This is a genomic window from Pantoea sp. GbtcB22, assembly GCF_019091025.1.
GTDB lineage: Bacteria > Pseudomonadota > Gammaproteobacteria > Enterobacterales > Enterobacteriaceae > Pantoea > Pantoea leporis.
Genome location: NZ_JAGXKB010000003.1, coordinates 352,710 through 366,820 on the forward strand (window position 1 = coordinate 352,710; position 14,111 = coordinate 366,820).

The following is a 14,111-nucleotide window of genomic DNA, read 5'->3' on the forward strand; positions in this document are numbered from 1 at the left end:
TTAGAAAAATTGAGAGTTATTATAAAAAGGCACATCCTTACTGAGCAGCTCTATACCACGCCTGCCAACGGTAAGTGTTGAGGCGAAGCGTTCTTACGCATTCCGCGCTCTCAATATCCGCCTGCAGGTCTGCGTCGCTGTCACTTCCCGCCGGGCTTAACTTGCATGGTGGCGTCATCAAATCCTGAGATATTGTTGGCAGCGTCGATGGCACGCTGGCGCATGCTGACAGCATCATCATCAAACCGGCACACAGTGCGATTCGGATCCTGAACATATTTCACCACGTCGCGGTAAATGGTTTGGTAGATGACCTTGCCTTTAGCATTGGCCGTTGCCGCCTTAGCTTCAGTGGGCGCCAGCTTTATTTCAGCTTTCTGCTTTTTCAGCGCATGGTCGGCATTCACTTTGGCGCTATGTGCATACCAGCCATTCAGGTAACGGATTTCCCCGTATCCGATGGCAACGGCTATCATCACAGCGATGCTGATCAGGTAGATGCGCAGGCTAAATGTCATTTGGGCCATCCGCCAGGCAGAGAGAACGCTCCATATCGCGGCGGTTCATCAGGCCTTTCCACTTCATTCCACCGGCATATACCCAGCGGCGCAGCTCTTCGCATGCTCCAGCCTGGTCACCAGCGTTAAGCTTTTTCAGCAGCGTGGATTTTGAGAAGGCCGATACGCCGACGTTATAAGTGAAGCTGTAAAGCGCGGCGCGGGGATATTCACCCAGCGGCACCTTGACCATGGAATCGACCGCCTTCTTAACCGGCTGCAGGTCATTCCACATCAGGCGATCGCATTCGCGGTCGGTATACTTCTTTCCCTTCACGATGTCAGCACCGGTATGGCCATCGCAGACAGTCCATACCCCAGCCACATCTTTGTAAGGCTGGTACACACGACCCTCTAATCCATCCTTTCCGCCGAGGAATACCGTCGCGATAAGCATGGCTCCGCCGCCTGCAGCAGCAATAAGCCTGTTGCGCAGTGTGTTAGACATTGCCATTGGTTTAATCCTCGGTGAGGTCGGGCGCGGTGGGCCAGCGTTGAAGCGCTTTGATCTGCGCCATTGTGGTCTTGCGTTTGTAATACCAGTTAATGCCGAGCGTGAATAGCGCAACCAAAATACCGGCCAGCACGCCCACGGCACTCCACTCATCGGGACTCAGCCTGGTAAGAAGGCCGTTTGCTATCGTCCCGGCAGATGCGCCATACGCTGCGCCAGATGCCAGTTTGCTCATATCAATACTCATGTGACCCCCTCTTTGTTGAGGGAGCTGGCTCAATTAGGAATTGTCTACTTTCTGAACTGAGCAAGCCCGGTTAGCTTTAGTCTTGTCGAGAGAAAAAAGCCCGGTTGCTGTTAGGTAGCCAAGATCAAAGAATCCGCCAGAGTGCGGATTTTTTTCATAAAAGACGCCCGATGCCACACAGGATAACGAGTGAGTTTGGAGTGGATGGCATGGGCGAAAGAGGTGATCAGCTCTATGGCTGACCTTTAATCTCAGGCAATCGCAAAAGTGCCTGATTTTGAGATTTGGTTGCTGGATGCCGCAGTTTCGAACCGTCCATCGCGGAAGCCTCATGACCCATCAGCGGCGTTGGTTCCCGCATCATCCTTTCAGATGCGGGGCATTCCAGCTGGCTGCCAGAATCCAGAAAAACAAAAAGCCCCATCGGTTAAGACGGGGCTTTCGGCCTGATATGCGAGATGAATGATTGGACTAAAGAACAATACACATCAGGCGATTCACTTTTTACAAAAACTTTTTTCGGGTGTCAATATCGCAAAAAAGCCCCGCTAGCTGGTGATGCTACGAGGCTCTTTAACTATCTCACTGTGATGGAATTTGTCGCTGCTGGCTCATCTAAGAACACTTACGGCAGCTTATCTTCAGATTGTGGCTAAATGGATAAAGGAAGTCAACCCCTTATTTGCAGATGGCTTCACTTTAGCTACACGTTTGCGATCGTTGAACGCATTTTGCAGCGGTTGATAAATCAGGAACAGGCTTGCGTTCAAAATCTCATCAATCTCATTGCGACAGGTAGCCAGTGATGGTTTCCTGATGCTCTCCCCGCTTCTGCCTGACATTTTGCGAGGACTTGCGCACTTGTGATAGTAAGATGCGATCGCACGCTTGGAAGATCCGTGTGCGTAGTAACTGAGCAGGATGCCAAGGGCTTTTTTATCGATGCACATGACGGAGTCCACGACCTGAGAAATCAAGAGTCCGTCATCATCGTTGCACATTGGCCGGTATGTATATGATTGTGGTTCAACAGTAGCCATGTATTGCGCTATGACGCTGGTCATGCGCTTTTCCAGCCTTCCTGAATATACCCACGCTCCCCACAGTTCTAACCAGCCATTCAGCCAGTCATTTTGCTCTTTGCTGAGGTTAAGCTCGCGTACTGGCATGTTTCACCCCCATAATTTTCTCTGTGTTACGCAATATGCGGTAGTTGATTTCGAACATGCGGCGGGCGCGGTACATGCGCAGCAAGCGCCATTTGTCGTGCAGGTAATCGACTATCATGCTGCCTCTCTTCGCTTATTCAGCTCTTTGGTTTTTTGCCGGTAATGCGCCGCCAGCTCCTGCAGCTCTTCACGCGTCCACTTCTTCAGCTCATGTGGCCCCATCAGGCGATCGAACGCGGCCTGGCCAATCTTTGCGATTAATCGCGGCTTGTATTCGCCGATATTCCCGGACAGATACGAGTTGCAGTGCTCGCATTGCAGATGGCAGTTGGTTTCGTCGTAGCGGGTCTCTTTGCTTGCGCCAACAGTGCGATAATGGCCGGCATTCATCTTGGCGCCAGTGTTTCGCCCGCAGCTGATGCAGTCGTTACCGAAATCGCGGGTGCGGATGTATTCGTTGAAGGCGGCTTGTGCTTGCTTATGGAAGTGGCTGAGGGGTTGTAGTGCTAACTTGCGGACTTTGATACTGCGTCTTTCTTGCTGGGCTTCATCCTTTCGTCGTCGTTCTGCCTCCTGTATCGACTTCTGCCGGTCTTTTTCTCTTTTGGCTAATGCGATTACCGTTCCACATTCCGGGCTGCACCACGTTTGATTCTGAAAGGCTGGATGGAACCATTCGCGGCAGTCGGGGTTTTTACATCGCCTTCTGACTTTCCTCATCGCTTCCTCCGCACATCCTGAAATTCGGGTCGCTCATTAGCTCCACCTCGCAAGCGCTGCAGCAATAGGTCTCGCAATCGGCCAGGGTAATGGCGCAGAACACGCACACCAAAGCAGATAGCTCGCCAGCGCCAGTAGGCGGATTTGATGGGGTTGTGTTGCTCATACCCCTCCCACTTGAGGTCTGTTTCACACGTTTCGCATGCGACTGAGTACCAGTGCTTATCTTCACTGGTGAGGATGGTGTGGCAGCGGTGGCAGCGTTCTCTCATCGCGTGAACCTCACTCTGTTAGCCACAGATTGGCGCAGCCCTTCCAGATAGCTGAAAGTGGTCACTTGCGATTCGGTGGGTTGTGGCTGGCGCTTCTTGCGGGGTGATTTGGTGTCGTAGATGGCGTGGTTTTCGTAGCGCTCCCAGATGGATTTGCGTCTCTTCATCCCATCCTTCTCCTGCTATCAGTCGCGTTGTGCCTGATTTGTGAAAGCATGGCTGGCGTTTTCTTCAGGCCAAGGAATGTCGCCTTCGAGTTGATTGCCTGCTGGCTTTTTCCAAGCAGTTCGACAAGTAAATCGGTGGGTGATGAGGGGTATTCATTGCAGAGGATTTCGATTTCCTCTCGACTCCAGTGGCGTTTAGGCATTTTGTTTTTCCTTCAGCTTTTGGTATTCGCTGTCGTGCGGGATTGTCAGCGCCAGACCGAACTGCGCACACCACCGCTCAACCTGATTCAGAAAGAAATGCATCTCTCCTGTATCAAGGCTGGATGTGTGCCGGGGTTCGTAGGTGGTGACCTTCTCGCCTGTAACGAAGTCGGTGTAGGTGATTTCTTCGCAGCCAAGATAGGTACGCTTGAGGTTTCGCTTTACCCATTCAGGCGTGGCGTCGGCGCGGCCAGATTTAATCAGGTAGGCGCTGATTTCGGCGTACCACATATGGGATAAGGAGTTCTGGTTGATGCTGCGTTTTTCTTTCCACGGCTTAACGATTAGCCGGTAGCTTTCGCCAGATTCGAGCAGAGGAAGAAGCTGTTGCCCGATGGCGCAGAAGTTCGATTTGTGCAACCGAACCCCATTTTTAGAGATATCGGTCATGTGATTTATTATGTTTATATTTAAGCGGTGCTTATTTCCCTGGTGTCGTTCCTAGTTACTTATTCGGATACGGCCAGGAATGATCTATGCCCGCAGATGAAAGGATTCCGGTAACGGCCAGATAAGCCAAAACCAGCGCGAATATAACAATTGCTGATATTTCAAGTGTTTTAATGAAATGATGCTTAGCCATAAATATCCCTCTTCAGTTTGGGTGTATTGAACTCTCCATCTGAAAATAAGATGTTACCGGTAAAGCGCAAGTCAAATTCACACCATGAAACATAAAGCAGAACTTATTGATTTTTTGCGGTGCGAAAATACAACTTCCAGGATTAACAGCAATCAGCGCCCCTGGTTTGGTCGTTGATGCTCGACTTTTGCTGCCGGTTTGCTCTCACCAAATACGCGCTTAATCAGCTCAGTGCGGGTCAGTCCGTGAATTACCTGTGTCATGATGCAGCCCTCGCTGATTTCAAAACTCCACGAAGCATGGCGACTTTCTCCGCCAGATAGCCCCGCTGAATGTCTGTCATTGGTGTTAGCTCAGGTGGCAGACAATCACTGCGTTCTGCTCCGATTCGCTGAGCCAGCAGCGTGATAAAGCGGTCGGCAACCTGACGAGATACCCAGTTTTTCTCCAGCAGGTGCGATGCCCAGCCTTTGATAGATTCCGGTGAATTGCAGTTCGATAGCAGCACTTCAAAATCAGCCATCGAATTATTCGGGTGCAGAACTTTCACATATCGACCTTTGATAATTACTGACATCAGAAACCACCTTTCTTTTGGCCTTTGGCTGGAGCCTGACGCGAGTCGCGTTCTGCCCTTGCCGATTGCTGGTCCATATCGTAGATAGCGCCGTCACGCTGCATGCAGAAAACGGTGCCGGTGTTGCCGTGGCGGTTCAGCCTTAAAATCAGCTCGGTTTCGCCAGGCGGGACGCTTTCATCGAATGCGCCTTCGCGGTGAACTGCTACCCAGTAATCACAATCCTGCTCAATCTGACCGGTGTCGCGGGAATCGCTTGGCAGCGGTCGCTTGTTGACGCGCTTTTCCAGTTCGCGGTTAAGCTGTGTCAGCAGCACCACAACGCAGCCGAGCTCTTTAGCGAGGTTCTTCAGCCCTTTGGTAATCATTCCGTAGGCTAAGTCGTTGCGATCGGCTTTTTCGGCGGTCATGAGCGTCAGGTAATCGACCAGAATCATTCCGACGCAGCCCTTCTGGCGCTTAATCTTCCTGCTTTCGGCAACGATGTGCGCCAGCGACATGCCCGGCGTATCGTCGATGTAAAGCAGGTCGAGCTCACGTAGTCGGTTAGCGGTTTCCGTTGCGCGGTTGAAATCAGCGTCGTAGTCGCCGTGGTACACGTCGTCTTCGTGATCGGTGGCTGGCAGGTAGAAAATGCTTGGGTTAACGCCTGATTGCTGGCCTACCAGTTTTTCCAGAATCTGGTCTTCCGGCATTTCAAGGCTGAACATAAGTGCTGGTTTTTTCTCGCGCACCGCGCAGTTGATTGCCATCTTGCTGTACAGGGTCGTCTTGCCCATTTTTGGCCTTGCGCCAATCACGAACAGCGAACCCTTCACCAGCCCTTTCGGCGAAAGCATGCGATCAAGCGATGGGATGCCCGTACTCAGTCCGCGCTGCTCGCCATTCGGGTCGAAGCGCTTTTCCAGATCGGTTACCCACGTTTCCATCACGTCACCGAAAGAGCGCAAGCCACGGCGAACGCCGGTTTTGGCATGGTCGCTAATCAGGTTGGTCATGGTGCTGACGGCATCCAGCTTTTCAGTGGCAGACATACCGCTGCGGCTGTAGAGCATTTCCAGCGATTCGTTCAGCTTGGCAATGGCGTAACGCTCCATCGCGCGGTCCCGCACCACTGAGGCATAACTGACGATGCTGGCGACGGATGGCGTGTTCTTTGCCAGCTCAGCCAGGTAAGCAAAGCCGCCATATTCCTGCGCGTTGCTGTCCAGATGTTCTGAGAGGGTGATGATGTCGATAGGCTTGTTTTTGCTAATCAGCTCGCGGATGCCGGTGTAAATCACGCCGTGGTATCGATTGTAAAAGCTCTCAGCCTTCAGCATTGCCATGACTTTCAGGCTGCGTTCTTCGCCGCCATCAAGCATCAGGCCACCAAGCACGCCCTGTTCGGCGTCGGTACTGTGCGGTGGCATCAAAACGTTATCGGTCATCCTTGTCTCCTTCTCGAACGTCGCGATAAAGCTTTTCAGACAGGAAGCTGTCGAACTTCATGCGGCGCCATGTTTTTCCGGTGCGGTTGTCGGGGCGGTCTTCCAGCATCCAGCGGCAGTTGGCGCTGATGTACTGGAGATAGGATCGGAAGCCCTGAATGGTGAGAGGCTCGCCGTTATCAAACTGACGAGCGATTTTGTTGGCCTTACCCCAAAACCGTTTAATCAGGTTTCGGCGGTCTTCGTCCATCACTCGCCAGCCTCTTGCCTCTGGCAGTTCTTCCTTCAGGCATTGCCAGACTTCTTCGCAGGAAATTCTTTGCTTTGGCTCAGCCTGTTTTGCGGCGGGAGTTGCACACTCAATATCTTTAGATATTGAGTTATTAGTTAGTAATTCATTGTATGTGGTAATCTGCTGGGAATCTGTTGGGACAACCATCGCCGCAACCTTAGTGCCATGCGGGTTTGCGTTGGTAATCTGTTGGTAATCTGTTGGTAAATAATCTGCCTGATATTCGTCGTATTTCAGGATGGATATCACGGTGAATTTACGGTTCGATTCCGCGCTGATCATCTCCATGCTGACAAACTTTCTCAGCAGGTACTGAATGCGATCAGGTGAGATTCCGGTTTCGCTAGCCAGCTTGTGCCGCCCGGTAATGCATTGCCCACGCACCAACTGGACATCGCCGAATTCGGTCGATGAGGTAATCGGTTTGTGGGTGGCTTTCATGACCAGGTGGAACCAAAGGTGAACGGCTTGAGAGTCCTTGTAGAATCCACAGTCCATAATTTTCCTGTGGAACAAGGCAAACCCCTTTTCAGTTGTGGGCTGTGCTTCCTGCTGACGGTAATCCTTGTGATCAGATATCTTTCTGACAACGTTACTCATTGGCTGTCCTTACCGGCATGCTGTGCCCGGTACTCTTCAAGGATTGCCAAAACCTCAAACTCATTCTGGGGTGACAGCGCTAATGCTGATGCGTCACCGTGTGGGAAGGTTTCAACGCCAGACAGCAACTCAACCAGGCGGCGTGCACGTGTTGCGCTGAACTGAGGCATAGCAGCGCTGCGTGACAGCTTGGTTTTGCCAGCAGCCTTCACCTTAGCCATCTGCTCAAGCGCAACAGCGCCAGCTTTTGGCCCATGCTCGCGTGAGAGCGCCACTGCTGTTGTAGCGGCCACGGCGCCAGTCTTGACCATCTCAATCAGCTCATCGCCGCAGGTAAGCAACTGGAGATGGTGATCGACATCTGAAGGAGAGCGCTTAACGCGTTTAGCGATTTCAGTCGGCTCCCATCCCTGATTAGCCAGGCGCTGATAAGCTGCCGCGCGTTCCAGTGAGGTCAGCGGCTTGCCCTGACTGCTGGTGACCATGAAGGCAATGCGATCGGCTTCGGTACCGGAAAAATCCTTGCACTCAAGGCGCGGAATTTCGGTACCGGACTCGGTTGCCAGCAACGCACCGTGGTAGCGGTGGTGACCGTCGATTACCTTGATGCCTTTGTCGGTCACCTGGACCGCCAGAGGCGGCACAAATTCTCCGGCGATGTAAGCGTCGCGGAATTCTTCAATGTGCGCCTGGTCGATTTCACGTACGTTGTAACCCGGCTCGATATACAGCTCAGACAGCGGCACCAGGAAGGTTTTCTTTGCCGACATTTCGGTGCCGTTTTTCTCTTTAGCCTTGTAAAGCGAAAGTAAACTACTCATAATTACTCCTGTATGTTGATCCAGTTAATCCATACATCAGGCGTCGAATGTTCCAGCATTCGGCGCTTTTTCTTTGCCCAAAATCAGGGCCACTTCTTTCGCCACTGCTTTAGCCAGTTGCGCTGCGTCGTCATCAACAATCCCGTATTCCAGAATGTCGATTGCCATGCTCATTTGACGGAAGAAGTTCTTTTTCATGCGGCTGACCTGGTACTCGGCGATACCCAGCCTTTCAGCAAAGGTTTTCTGGCTGATTGATGCCAGCTTATTCAGCAGCGCCGACTCGATACGACGTGCGTTCTTGCTTTGAGTTGCTTGTTCCATAGTTGATACTTGTCCTTGTTAGTTAATTGGTTGCGTGACATTGCGGTGAGCAAGTCACTTTGGTTTGCTCCGGCATTTCGGCGGGAGCGGCTTCAGAGTTTTAAAGAGCGGTAATGCTTAAGCTGCTGTTGGCGGGAATAAATCATCGATTCCCACTGACGCACCGTGTTTTTTGAAAACGGCGACTAGCTCTCGGCATTGGTTTAAATTCAGGCTGCGACGACCATTTTCGTAATGTCCAATCGCGCCTTTTGTTAATCCAAGTTCGACTGCTAGCTCTCCCTGCGTCAGGCCCAACTGCTTACGAATGTTGCGTAAGTTGTTCATAGGGTCCTCCTTAAAACCGCAGTATACATTTCGTATCTGTGACGAGCAACAAATTATACATTATGTGTCTCGATTAAAAGAATACGGATTGTATGATTTAGGGATGAATATGAAATGGTATGACTTGGCCAAGTCCCGTATGAAGGACATGGGCATAAATCAAGAGAAGTTGGCCGAGCATCTAGGGATAACCAAGGGTGCCGTTAGCCACTGGCTAAATGCTAGGCGTGAGCCGGGGATCGAGGACATCGCAAAAATAATGCGATTCCTCGGCATGAAGGAGTTCATTGTCAACCACGATGGAACCATAGCCCCTACACCCGGGTCGCTAAATAACGTGGCGTTCGTTGAACAATATAAGCCAGGTAAGCGCTTTCCTGTGTTGAGTAAGGTTCAAGCCGGCGCATGGGCTGAAGCATGCGAGCCCTATACACTAAAAGAGATCGACTTATGGCTTGAATCAGATGCGCATGCACAAGGTGATGCTTTCTGGCTTGAGGTTGAAGGCGATTCAATGACTGCTCCGATGGGGTTGAGCATCCCGGAGGGGACGTTCGTGTTGTTTGATACTGGCCGCGAAGCAGTTAACGGAAACCTCGTCATAGCCAAATTGGTAGATGACAACGAAGCGACCTTCAAAAAACTGATTATTGACGGTAGCCAGAAGTATCTGAAGGGGTTAAACCCTCAATGGCCTATGACGCCCATCAATGGAAACTGCAGGATAATCGGCGTGGCAATTGAGACTAAGTTGCGGCTGCTGTAATGCTCAGTGGCCGGAAGAGACGTTTGGATAAACTTGGGAGTGAAATTCTTTTGGATAAAATACTTTTTTCCTACCCGACCTTATTAAAAGAGGGTACTTCTGCCAGCCCGATTTATCCCCCTGAGCCATTAATCACTGGTATAAAAAGCAATTCAATTCAGTCTTTTATAATTACGGCTGGGTTGGCGCTTGAAACTAATAAATTTGTCGTTACAGAACTAGACATTCTTTTCGAAGGTAAGGGAATGGTTCTAGACAGCGGGATGAATGGAAGAGTTGAGCACCCAATCAGAAGAGTTATAAAAAATAATCAGGTTATTTACCTTAGCTCTATGTTTGTGAGTCAAGTAGAAATAAGCAGCAGCGGATGCTATGAAATCTACTTATCTGTTTATTTATTGAATGATAAGCATGAAAAAACAGAAACGTTGATCGATAAACACTCAAGCTACTTTTACGTCTTAACTGAGGAAGATGAATAGGATGGGGCAGCTTTACGACATGAATAATAAGTCTGAGATACTTGATACAAGTGATCTCAAGCTTCATACTCCTTCTTATGGTGATGGTAATGGCGGAGGTGATGACATGTTAGAGCGAGTAAAGAAATTAGAAGAAAAGGTCAATTCGCTTGTAACTGACATTGCGGTTATCAAATCTAACTATGCCACTTCATCCGATGTCTCTAACGTGAAGACAGAGATAGCTAATGCAAAAGCGGACTTACATAGTGCTCTGCGAATTCAGGCTCTAACAATTATAGGTTCAGTCCTAGCAACCGTTGGCATAGCAGCAACTGTGATAGTCAGATCTTTACCACACTAAGCCGCATCTAATCCTGACCATAACTTTTAACCTGGCCACCGCGCCGGGTTTTTCATGCCTGCAAGATCAAGCCCGCCGCTGAGCGGGCTTTTTTGCGCCTATCGAAAATAAATCTCCTTCAATTTCATGACATAACGTATACAACATAAAATTAGTATACATTTCGTATTGCACTAGATGAATACGTTTTGTATATTATTCCCATCAGCAGGACGCACCACCCAACAGGACGTTGGATCGCTCTTTAACATTGATGGGGTTTGTCTCCGCCGAAATGCGGGGAACCAAAGTGAAGTTGGCTTTGGGGTGAAGCGGCGTGGTAAAGCGAAGACACGCAACGTGGCGCACGAACACAGCAATTCGTGACTGGGCAGGCAGGTGGCCCAAGGTAATGGTGACGCCCATGCCTGAACACATCGCCGGGGTAGCGTCCGGCCTTCACCACCTAAGCCAATTACCGGAGGTACACCATGACAGTAGTCGTAACTTATCTGGCCTCTGATACGGCCAAGAATCGTCGCAGGTTGCGCCGTGCTGCTGAGCGAGATGGTTTGAGTGCAGATAATCGCCTCGCCAGAAAAATAGCCGTAGCAAGCGCAGGGTGCGCATTAACAGTAGCCCGCGCCACCTCCTCCCCTAGTATGCGTGATAAGCAGGAAGGTGGAGGGGTTTGTTTGCCGGATGTGGCTCAGTTCGCAGCAGGCTATCGGAAATCTAAAGACAACGTGACGGCGAGGTGATGATGGAGAGCTATCGCAACCCATGGCACAAGGGCGGGCAAGGATATGGCCCAGCAGTTTATACCGCAGACCGAAAAGTAACATCTCATTGCGGCTTCGATATTTACTACCGCGCCGGGTGCTTTGATGTCGTGCAGGATGGCGTTTGTCAGACGCAGATGGCCGGCATCAATAGCGCTAAGCGTTGGTGCGAAGAGAACGAATTCAAGCTGGTCGCATAACGCGGCCTTTTTTACGCCACCTGTTCACTAAACAGCGTGGACGCAGCAGAAAAACAATTAGCTCCGAATGGAGCTTTTTTTACGCCCAAAGGAAAGCAAATGCGTGTAGATAACGAAGTATTGAATGTGCTTAGCGCCTGTCAGTGCGAAGGGAATAACTTAATCCTGACTGGTCAGCTAGATAGAAATCTATATACCCGAACCAACAAGGTGATTGAGGCGGCTGGCGGAAAATGGAACCGCAAAGCTAAAGCACATGTGTTCGATATTGATGCAGCTGAACGTATTGAACAAATCATCCTTACCGGTGATGTCGTGGTGCCGAAAGATGATTTCGAGTTCTTCCCTACCCCGCCAGACGTTGTCCGTCACGTAATCCATTTAGCAAATATTCGCGATGGAATGACGGTTCTTGAGCCTAGCGCTGGTCAAGGCGCAATTGCTAAGGCGGCTCATGATGCGGCAGCCGATGTGATGATCGATATGTATGAGCTTATGCCAGCCAACAATGATGCGCTGCATGCTCTTAATCTACGCCTGTCAAGCATTGGTGAGCCAGTCGATTTTCTCACTGTTGAGCCTAATCCAGTTTACGACCGGGTAGTGATGAATCCTCCATTTGGTCGCCAGGCTGACATTAAGCACGTTACCCACGCACTGAAATTCCTTAAGCCGGATGGTTTGCTGGTATCGGTAATGGCCTCATCAGTAACGTTCCGCAGCAACAAGCTGACAACAGACTTCAGGCAGCTAATTGAAGAGCGCGGCGGCCACATCGAAGAACTACCCGAAGGCGCATTTAAATCATCCGGCACGATGGTTAACACCATTATCGCTGTGATTCCAGCATAGCCCGCCCCCGAGCGGGTTTCTTTTTACCTACACCAAGGCCAAAACCATGAGCACACAAGATTGCATTATCTGCTGGGTAGTGACTGTGTTGCTGATGGGGTTGGCGATGATAGCGAGGATTTGAGATGAGTTTTGATTTCGGGGATTACGCGCTGCTTGAGCAAAAGCGCCATGGTGCACCAAATGAAATATACCGGCACAAAGTGATTCGTCAGCTCAGGTCAAACACATGGGTTGAGGTTCCGGTTCAATCCCCTGCGAAAGAGGTCATACACGACAAAACGGAAGATGTGTGCCTTTGCATCTGTTGCGGATTAGATGAAACAGTCGTCCTTAAGTACCGAGTGAAGGATATGAAGGCGCTTGGCCAGTAACCACCGACAACGCTCACTGCCTCCGGCATCGCTCCGAGCACTTACGCACTTCATCCCAGCAGTTCTCCCACTTTTTACGCCATGTGAAAGGCCGTCCACACACCGTGCAGATTTTGGTTGGGAGTTCACTTTTCTTCACAACGCACCTCATCTGGAAAGTGATGCAGAGGGATTATTTTAGCTGATACAGCAGCGCAAGCCGTATTCACTGAGTGCGGCTGACGGTGCTAGTCACCAACGCTTAAGAGTCGAGCCCTTGAGCAACAAATAGAACGTTACATCCTTACGCCCGGCGCAATGCTGGGCTTCTTTTTGCCTGAAGGAAATGCAAATGAGTGAAACAACGGATCTTGTCGTCATTGAGAAGGCTAACGCCCTCACCGTTTTCAAGTCAGCCGACCAGATTGAAGAGATTCTGGCGAAGGTTGAGCGTGAAGTTATGTCCTTTGTGCCGGATGTCACCACGGCGAAGGGCAGAAAGGAGATCGCTTCACTGGCCTACCGTGTATCGCAGACGAAATCTTACCTGGATGGCTTGGGTAAGGATTTAGTCGCGGAGCTGAAAGAGGTTCCAAAGCTAATCGATGCCAATCGCAAGACAGTGCGCGATCGGCTGGATGTTCTTCGTGATAAAGCTCGCCAGCCGGTAACGGATTGGGAAGCCGAACAGGAGCGAATCAAGGCCGAAGAGGAAGCGCGTATCGCAGCTGAAAAGCTGGCAGCACAAATCGAAGCCGACCACGAAATCGCCCTACTTCTGAATGAAAAATTCGACCGTGACGCAGCTGAAGCCAAAGCCGAAGCAGAGCGCCAGCGCATTGCTCACGAAGAAGAGATTAAGCGTCAGGCTGTCGAGCAGGCACGCATTGAGGCTGAGCAGAAAGCCCAACAGGAACGCGAAGCAGCAGCTCGGCGCGAGGCTGATTTGAAGGCAGCGAAGGAAAAGGCTGAGGCCGACGCAAAAGCCGCACAGGAGCGTGCAGAGCGTGAAGCCAAAGAAGCGCAGGAGCGCACCGCAAGACTGGCGCAGGAAGCGCGTGAACAGGCTGAGCGTGAGAAACATGCGGCAATTGCCGAAGAGCAGCGCAAGGCCAAAGCAGCTGAAGATGCCCGCCTGGCTGAAGAGAAACGCATCGCGGACGAAGCGGCAGCGCGTGCAGCAAATGAAGCCCATCGCAAGAAGATTGGCACTGAGATTGTCACCGCTCTATTGGGCCACACCAGCCTAACCCGCGAGCAGGCAATTGAAGTTCTGGTTGCGCTGAAAGACAGCAAAATCCCGCATACCAGCATCACCTACTGATTTAACCACTTAACCAACACCAAGGAATCACCCATGCAGACTTACGCCGTCGCTGGGGCCACCCACATGGGTGACTTCGGCTTTAACACGTCACAACTCGACCGTTTAGTGCGCCGCCTCCGTTCTGGCCTGCGCTCACTTTTGGACACTCTGAATCAGAGAGGCGAGCCATGAGAACACGTCATTTCAGAAAGGCTCAGGAGCTTTCTCGTGAAGCTGTCCTGTA

General features: G+C 50.9%; 25 protein-coding genes. 9 read left to right on the forward strand and 16 right to left on the reverse strand.

Translation table 11 applies throughout. The features are described 5' to 3' along the window. Window positions 1–140: 140 nt before the first annotated feature. The 15 genes from KVT28_RS13060 to KVT28_RS13130 form a co-directional block, all read right to left on the reverse strand. On the reverse strand, window positions 141–476 hold the full coding sequence (locus KVT28_RS13060) for a hypothetical protein (protein WP_254633551.1): 336 nt from the start codon (window positions 474–476) through the stop codon (window positions 141–143). Window positions 477–507: 31 nt separating this feature from the next. Next, complete coding sequence (locus KVT28_RS13065) at window positions 508–1,011, reverse strand: lysozyme (RefSeq protein ID WP_305801708.1); 504 nt, start codon at window positions 1,009–1,011, stop codon at window positions 508–510. Between the two features lie 4 nt (window positions 1,012–1,015). Beyond that, window positions 1,016–1,258 carry a phage holin gene (locus KVT28_RS13070; protein WP_217548843.1) on the reverse strand — a complete coding sequence of 81 codons (243 nt, stop codon included), beginning with the start codon at window positions 1,256–1,258 and terminating at the stop codon, window positions 1,016–1,018. Between the two features lie 641 nt (window positions 1,259–1,899). Further along, on the reverse strand, window positions 1,900–2,427 hold the full coding sequence (locus KVT28_RS13075) for an antiterminator Q family protein (RefSeq protein ID WP_217548845.1): 528 nt from the start codon (window positions 2,425–2,427) through the stop codon (window positions 1,900–1,902). A gap of 114 nt (window positions 2,428–2,541) precedes the next feature. Next, entirely contained in the window at window positions 2,542–3,147 is a 606-nt protein-coding gene (locus KVT28_RS13080) for a recombination protein NinG (RefSeq protein WP_217548848.1), read from the reverse strand. Continuing rightward, window positions 3,122–3,313 carry a protein NinF gene (locus KVT28_RS28195; RefSeq protein WP_217548850.1) on the reverse strand — a complete coding sequence of 64 codons (192 nt, stop codon included), beginning with the start codon at window positions 3,311–3,313 and terminating at the stop codon, window positions 3,122–3,124. The genes KVT28_RS13080 and KVT28_RS28195 overlap by 26 nt, the downstream gene beginning before the upstream one ends. A 102-nt stretch (window positions 3,314–3,415) precedes the next feature. Next, window positions 3,416–3,586: a NinE family protein gene (locus KVT28_RS13090; RefSeq protein ID WP_217548852.1), complete on the reverse strand. Its 171-nt coding sequence runs from the start codon at window positions 3,584–3,586 to the stop codon at window positions 3,416–3,418. After that, window positions 3,583–3,789, reverse strand: a complete 207-nt coding sequence (locus KVT28_RS13095; RefSeq protein WP_217548854.1) for a hypothetical protein — start codon at window positions 3,787–3,789, stop codon at window positions 3,583–3,585. Before KVT28_RS13095 ends, KVT28_RS13090 begins: the two co-directional genes overlap by 4 nt. After that, window positions 3,782–4,240: a YbcN family protein gene (locus tag KVT28_RS13100; RefSeq protein WP_217548856.1), complete on the reverse strand. Its 459-nt coding sequence runs from the start codon at window positions 4,238–4,240 to the stop codon at window positions 3,782–3,784. The genes KVT28_RS13095 and KVT28_RS13100 overlap by 8 nt, the downstream gene beginning before the upstream one ends. 452 nt (window positions 4,241–4,692) lie before the next feature. Continuing rightward, window positions 4,693–5,010 carry a hypothetical protein gene (locus KVT28_RS13105; RefSeq protein WP_217548858.1) on the reverse strand — a complete coding sequence of 106 codons (318 nt, stop codon included), beginning with the start codon at window positions 5,008–5,010 and terminating at the stop codon, window positions 4,693–4,695. Continuing rightward, the gene (locus KVT28_RS13110; protein WP_217548860.1) at window positions 5,010–6,440 is read right to left on the reverse strand and encodes a DnaB-like helicase C-terminal domain-containing protein; all 1,431 of its coding nucleotides are present in this window, start codon (window positions 6,438–6,440) and stop codon (window positions 5,010–5,012) included. Before KVT28_RS13110 ends, KVT28_RS13105 begins: the two co-directional genes overlap by 1 nt. Beyond that, entirely contained in the window at window positions 6,430–7,332 is a 903-nt protein-coding gene (locus KVT28_RS13115) for a DNA replication protein (protein ID WP_254633532.1), read from the reverse strand. The genes KVT28_RS13110 and KVT28_RS13115 overlap by 11 nt, the downstream gene beginning before the upstream one ends. After that, on the reverse strand, window positions 7,329–8,153 hold the full coding sequence (locus tag KVT28_RS13120) for a DNA-binding protein (RefSeq protein ID WP_217548862.1): 825 nt from the start codon (window positions 8,151–8,153) through the stop codon (window positions 7,329–7,331). Before KVT28_RS13120 ends, KVT28_RS13115 begins: the two co-directional genes overlap by 4 nt. Before the next feature lie 36 nt (window positions 8,154–8,189). Next, window positions 8,190–8,477: a CII family transcriptional regulator gene (locus KVT28_RS13125; protein WP_101763980.1), complete on the reverse strand. Its 288-nt coding sequence runs from the start codon at window positions 8,475–8,477 to the stop codon at window positions 8,190–8,192. A gap of 117 nt (window positions 8,478–8,594) precedes the next feature. Next, entirely contained in the window at window positions 8,595–8,804 is a 210-nt protein-coding gene (locus KVT28_RS13130) for a helix-turn-helix transcriptional regulator (RefSeq protein ID WP_049852104.1), read from the reverse strand. Between the two features lie 103 nt (window positions 8,805–8,907). Between KVT28_RS13130 and KVT28_RS13135 the strand changes: the two genes are divergently transcribed. The 7 genes from KVT28_RS13135 to KVT28_RS13160 all read left to right on the forward strand — a co-directional run bounded on the left by KVT28_RS13135 (window position 8,908) and on the right by KVT28_RS13160 (window position 12,582). After that, window positions 8,908–9,570, forward strand: a complete 663-nt coding sequence (locus KVT28_RS13135; RefSeq protein WP_217548864.1) for a LexA family transcriptional regulator — start codon at window positions 8,908–8,910, stop codon at window positions 9,568–9,570. 23 nt (window positions 9,571–9,593) lie between these two features. Continuing rightward, window positions 9,594–10,052 (forward strand): hypothetical protein, encoded by a 459-nt coding sequence (locus KVT28_RS13140; protein WP_217548866.1) that lies wholly within the window; start codon window positions 9,594–9,596, stop codon window positions 10,050–10,052. Window position 10,053: 1 nt separating this feature from the next. Next, entirely contained in the window at window positions 10,054–10,395 is a 342-nt protein-coding gene (locus KVT28_RS13145) for a hypothetical protein (protein ID WP_217549031.1), read from the forward strand. 470 nt (window positions 10,396–10,865) lie between these two features. Further along, entirely contained in the window at window positions 10,866–11,135 is a 270-nt protein-coding gene (locus tag KVT28_RS27815) for a hypothetical protein (RefSeq protein ID WP_254633533.1), read from the forward strand. Beyond that, window positions 11,135–11,356, forward strand: a complete 222-nt coding sequence (locus KVT28_RS13150) for a hypothetical protein (RefSeq protein WP_217548868.1) — start codon at window positions 11,135–11,137, stop codon at window positions 11,354–11,356. The genes KVT28_RS27815 and KVT28_RS13150 overlap by 1 nt, the downstream gene beginning before the upstream one ends. A 99-nt stretch (window positions 11,357–11,455) precedes the next feature. Continuing rightward, window positions 11,456–12,208 carry a methyltransferase gene (locus tag KVT28_RS13155; RefSeq protein WP_217548870.1) on the forward strand — a complete coding sequence of 251 codons (753 nt, stop codon included), beginning with the start codon at window positions 11,456–11,458 and terminating at the stop codon, window positions 12,206–12,208. A gap of 125 nt (window positions 12,209–12,333) precedes the next feature. Further along, window positions 12,334–12,582, forward strand: a complete 249-nt coding sequence (locus tag KVT28_RS13160; RefSeq protein ID WP_217548872.1) for a hypothetical protein — start codon at window positions 12,334–12,336, stop codon at window positions 12,580–12,582. Window positions 12,583–12,595: 13 nt separating this feature from the next. On the opposite strand, the gene KVT28_RS13165 is transcribed toward KVT28_RS13160, so the two are convergent. Next, window positions 12,596–12,733: a DUF2256 domain-containing protein gene (locus KVT28_RS13165; protein ID WP_217548874.1), complete on the reverse strand. Its 138-nt coding sequence runs from the start codon at window positions 12,731–12,733 to the stop codon at window positions 12,596–12,598. A gap of 180 nt (window positions 12,734–12,913) precedes the next feature. Between KVT28_RS13165 and KVT28_RS13170 the strand changes: the two genes are divergently transcribed. Further along, entirely contained in the window at window positions 12,914–13,885 is a 972-nt protein-coding gene (locus tag KVT28_RS13170) for a cell envelope biogenesis protein TolA (RefSeq protein WP_217549027.1), read from the forward strand. A gap of 33 nt (window positions 13,886–13,918) precedes the next feature. Beyond that, entirely contained in the window at window positions 13,919–14,059 is a 141-nt protein-coding gene (locus KVT28_RS13175) for a protease FtsH-inhibitory lysogeny factor CIII (protein ID WP_155726396.1), read from the forward strand. Window positions 14,060–14,111: the final 52 nt, after the last annotated feature.

Bases quoted from the DNA above. Each gene is read 5' to 3' on its own strand.
- KVT28_RS13115 (WP_254633532.1), bottom strand. From the start codon at position 7,332: ATGAGTAACGTTGTCAGAAAGATATCTGATCACAAGGATTACCGTCAG.
- KVT28_RS13145 (WP_217549031.1), top strand. From the start codon at position 10,054: ATGGGGCAGCTTTACGACATGAATAATAAGTCTGAGATACTTGATACA.
- KVT28_RS13135 (WP_217548864.1), top strand. From the start codon at position 8,908: ATGAATATGAAATGGTATGACTTGGCCAAGTCCCGTATGAAGGACATG.
- KVT28_RS13075 (WP_217548845.1), bottom strand. From the start codon at position 2,427: ATGCCAGTACGCGAGCTTAACCTCAGCAAAGAGCAAAATGACTGGCTG.
- KVT28_RS13160 (WP_217548872.1), top strand. From the start codon at position 12,334: ATGAGTTTTGATTTCGGGGATTACGCGCTGCTTGAGCAAAAGCGCCAT.
- KVT28_RS13170 (WP_217549027.1), top strand. From the start codon at position 12,914: ATGAGTGAAACAACGGATCTTGTCGTCATTGAGAAGGCTAACGCCCTC.
- KVT28_RS13095 (WP_217548854.1), bottom strand. From the start codon at position 3,789: ATGCCTAAACGCCACTGGAGTCGAGAGGAAATCGAAATCCTCTGCAAT.
- KVT28_RS13110 (WP_217548860.1), bottom strand. From the start codon at position 6,440: ATGACCGATAACGTTTTGATGCCACCGCACAGTACCGACGCCGAACAG.
- KVT28_RS13100 (WP_217548856.1), bottom strand. From the start codon at position 4,240: ATGACCGATATCTCTAAAAATGGGGTTCGGTTGCACAAATCGAACTTC.
- KVT28_RS13120 (WP_217548862.1), bottom strand. From the start codon at position 8,153: ATGAGTAGTTTACTTTCGCTTTACAAGGCTAAAGAGAAAAACGGCACC.
- KVT28_RS13150 (WP_217548868.1), top strand. From the start codon at position 11,135: ATGATGGAGAGCTATCGCAACCCATGGCACAAGGGCGGGCAAGGATAT.
- KVT28_RS27815 (WP_254633533.1), top strand. From the start codon at position 10,866: ATGACAGTAGTCGTAACTTATCTGGCCTCTGATACGGCCAAGAATCGT.
- KVT28_RS13125 (WP_101763980.1), bottom strand. From the start codon at position 8,477: ATGGAACAAGCAACTCAAAGCAAGAACGCACGTCGTATCGAGTCGGCG.
- KVT28_RS13130 (WP_049852104.1), bottom strand. From the start codon at position 8,804: ATGAACAACTTACGCAACATTCGTAAGCAGTTGGGCCTGACGCAGGGA.
- KVT28_RS13060 (WP_254633551.1), bottom strand. From the start codon at position 476: ATGATAGCCGTTGCCATCGGATACGGGGAAATCCGTTACCTGAATGGC.
- KVT28_RS13070 (WP_217548843.1), bottom strand. From the start codon at position 1,258: ATGAGTATTGATATGAGCAAACTGGCATCTGGCGCAGCGTATGGCGCA.
- KVT28_RS13165 (WP_217548874.1), bottom strand. From the start codon at position 12,733: ATGAGGTGCGTTGTGAAGAAAAGTGAACTCCCAACCAAAATCTGCACG.
- KVT28_RS13105 (WP_217548858.1), bottom strand. From the start codon at position 5,010: ATGTCAGTAATTATCAAAGGTCGATATGTGAAAGTTCTGCACCCGAAT.
- KVT28_RS13175 (WP_155726396.1), top strand. From the start codon at position 13,919: ATGCAGACTTACGCCGTCGCTGGGGCCACCCACATGGGTGACTTCGGC.
- KVT28_RS13065 (WP_305801708.1), bottom strand. From the start codon at position 1,011: ATGGCAATGTCTAACACACTGCGCAACAGGCTTATTGCTGCTGCAGGC.
- KVT28_RS13090 (WP_217548852.1), bottom strand. From the start codon at position 3,586: ATGAAGAGACGCAAATCCATCTGGGAGCGCTACGAAAACCACGCCATC.
- KVT28_RS13155 (WP_217548870.1), top strand. From the start codon at position 11,456: ATGCGTGTAGATAACGAAGTATTGAATGTGCTTAGCGCCTGTCAGTGC.
- KVT28_RS28195 (WP_217548850.1), bottom strand. From the start codon at position 3,313: ATGAGCAACACAACCCCATCAAATCCGCCTACTGGCGCTGGCGAGCTA.
- KVT28_RS13080 (WP_217548848.1), bottom strand. From the start codon at position 3,147: ATGAGGAAAGTCAGAAGGCGATGTAAAAACCCCGACTGCCGCGAATGG.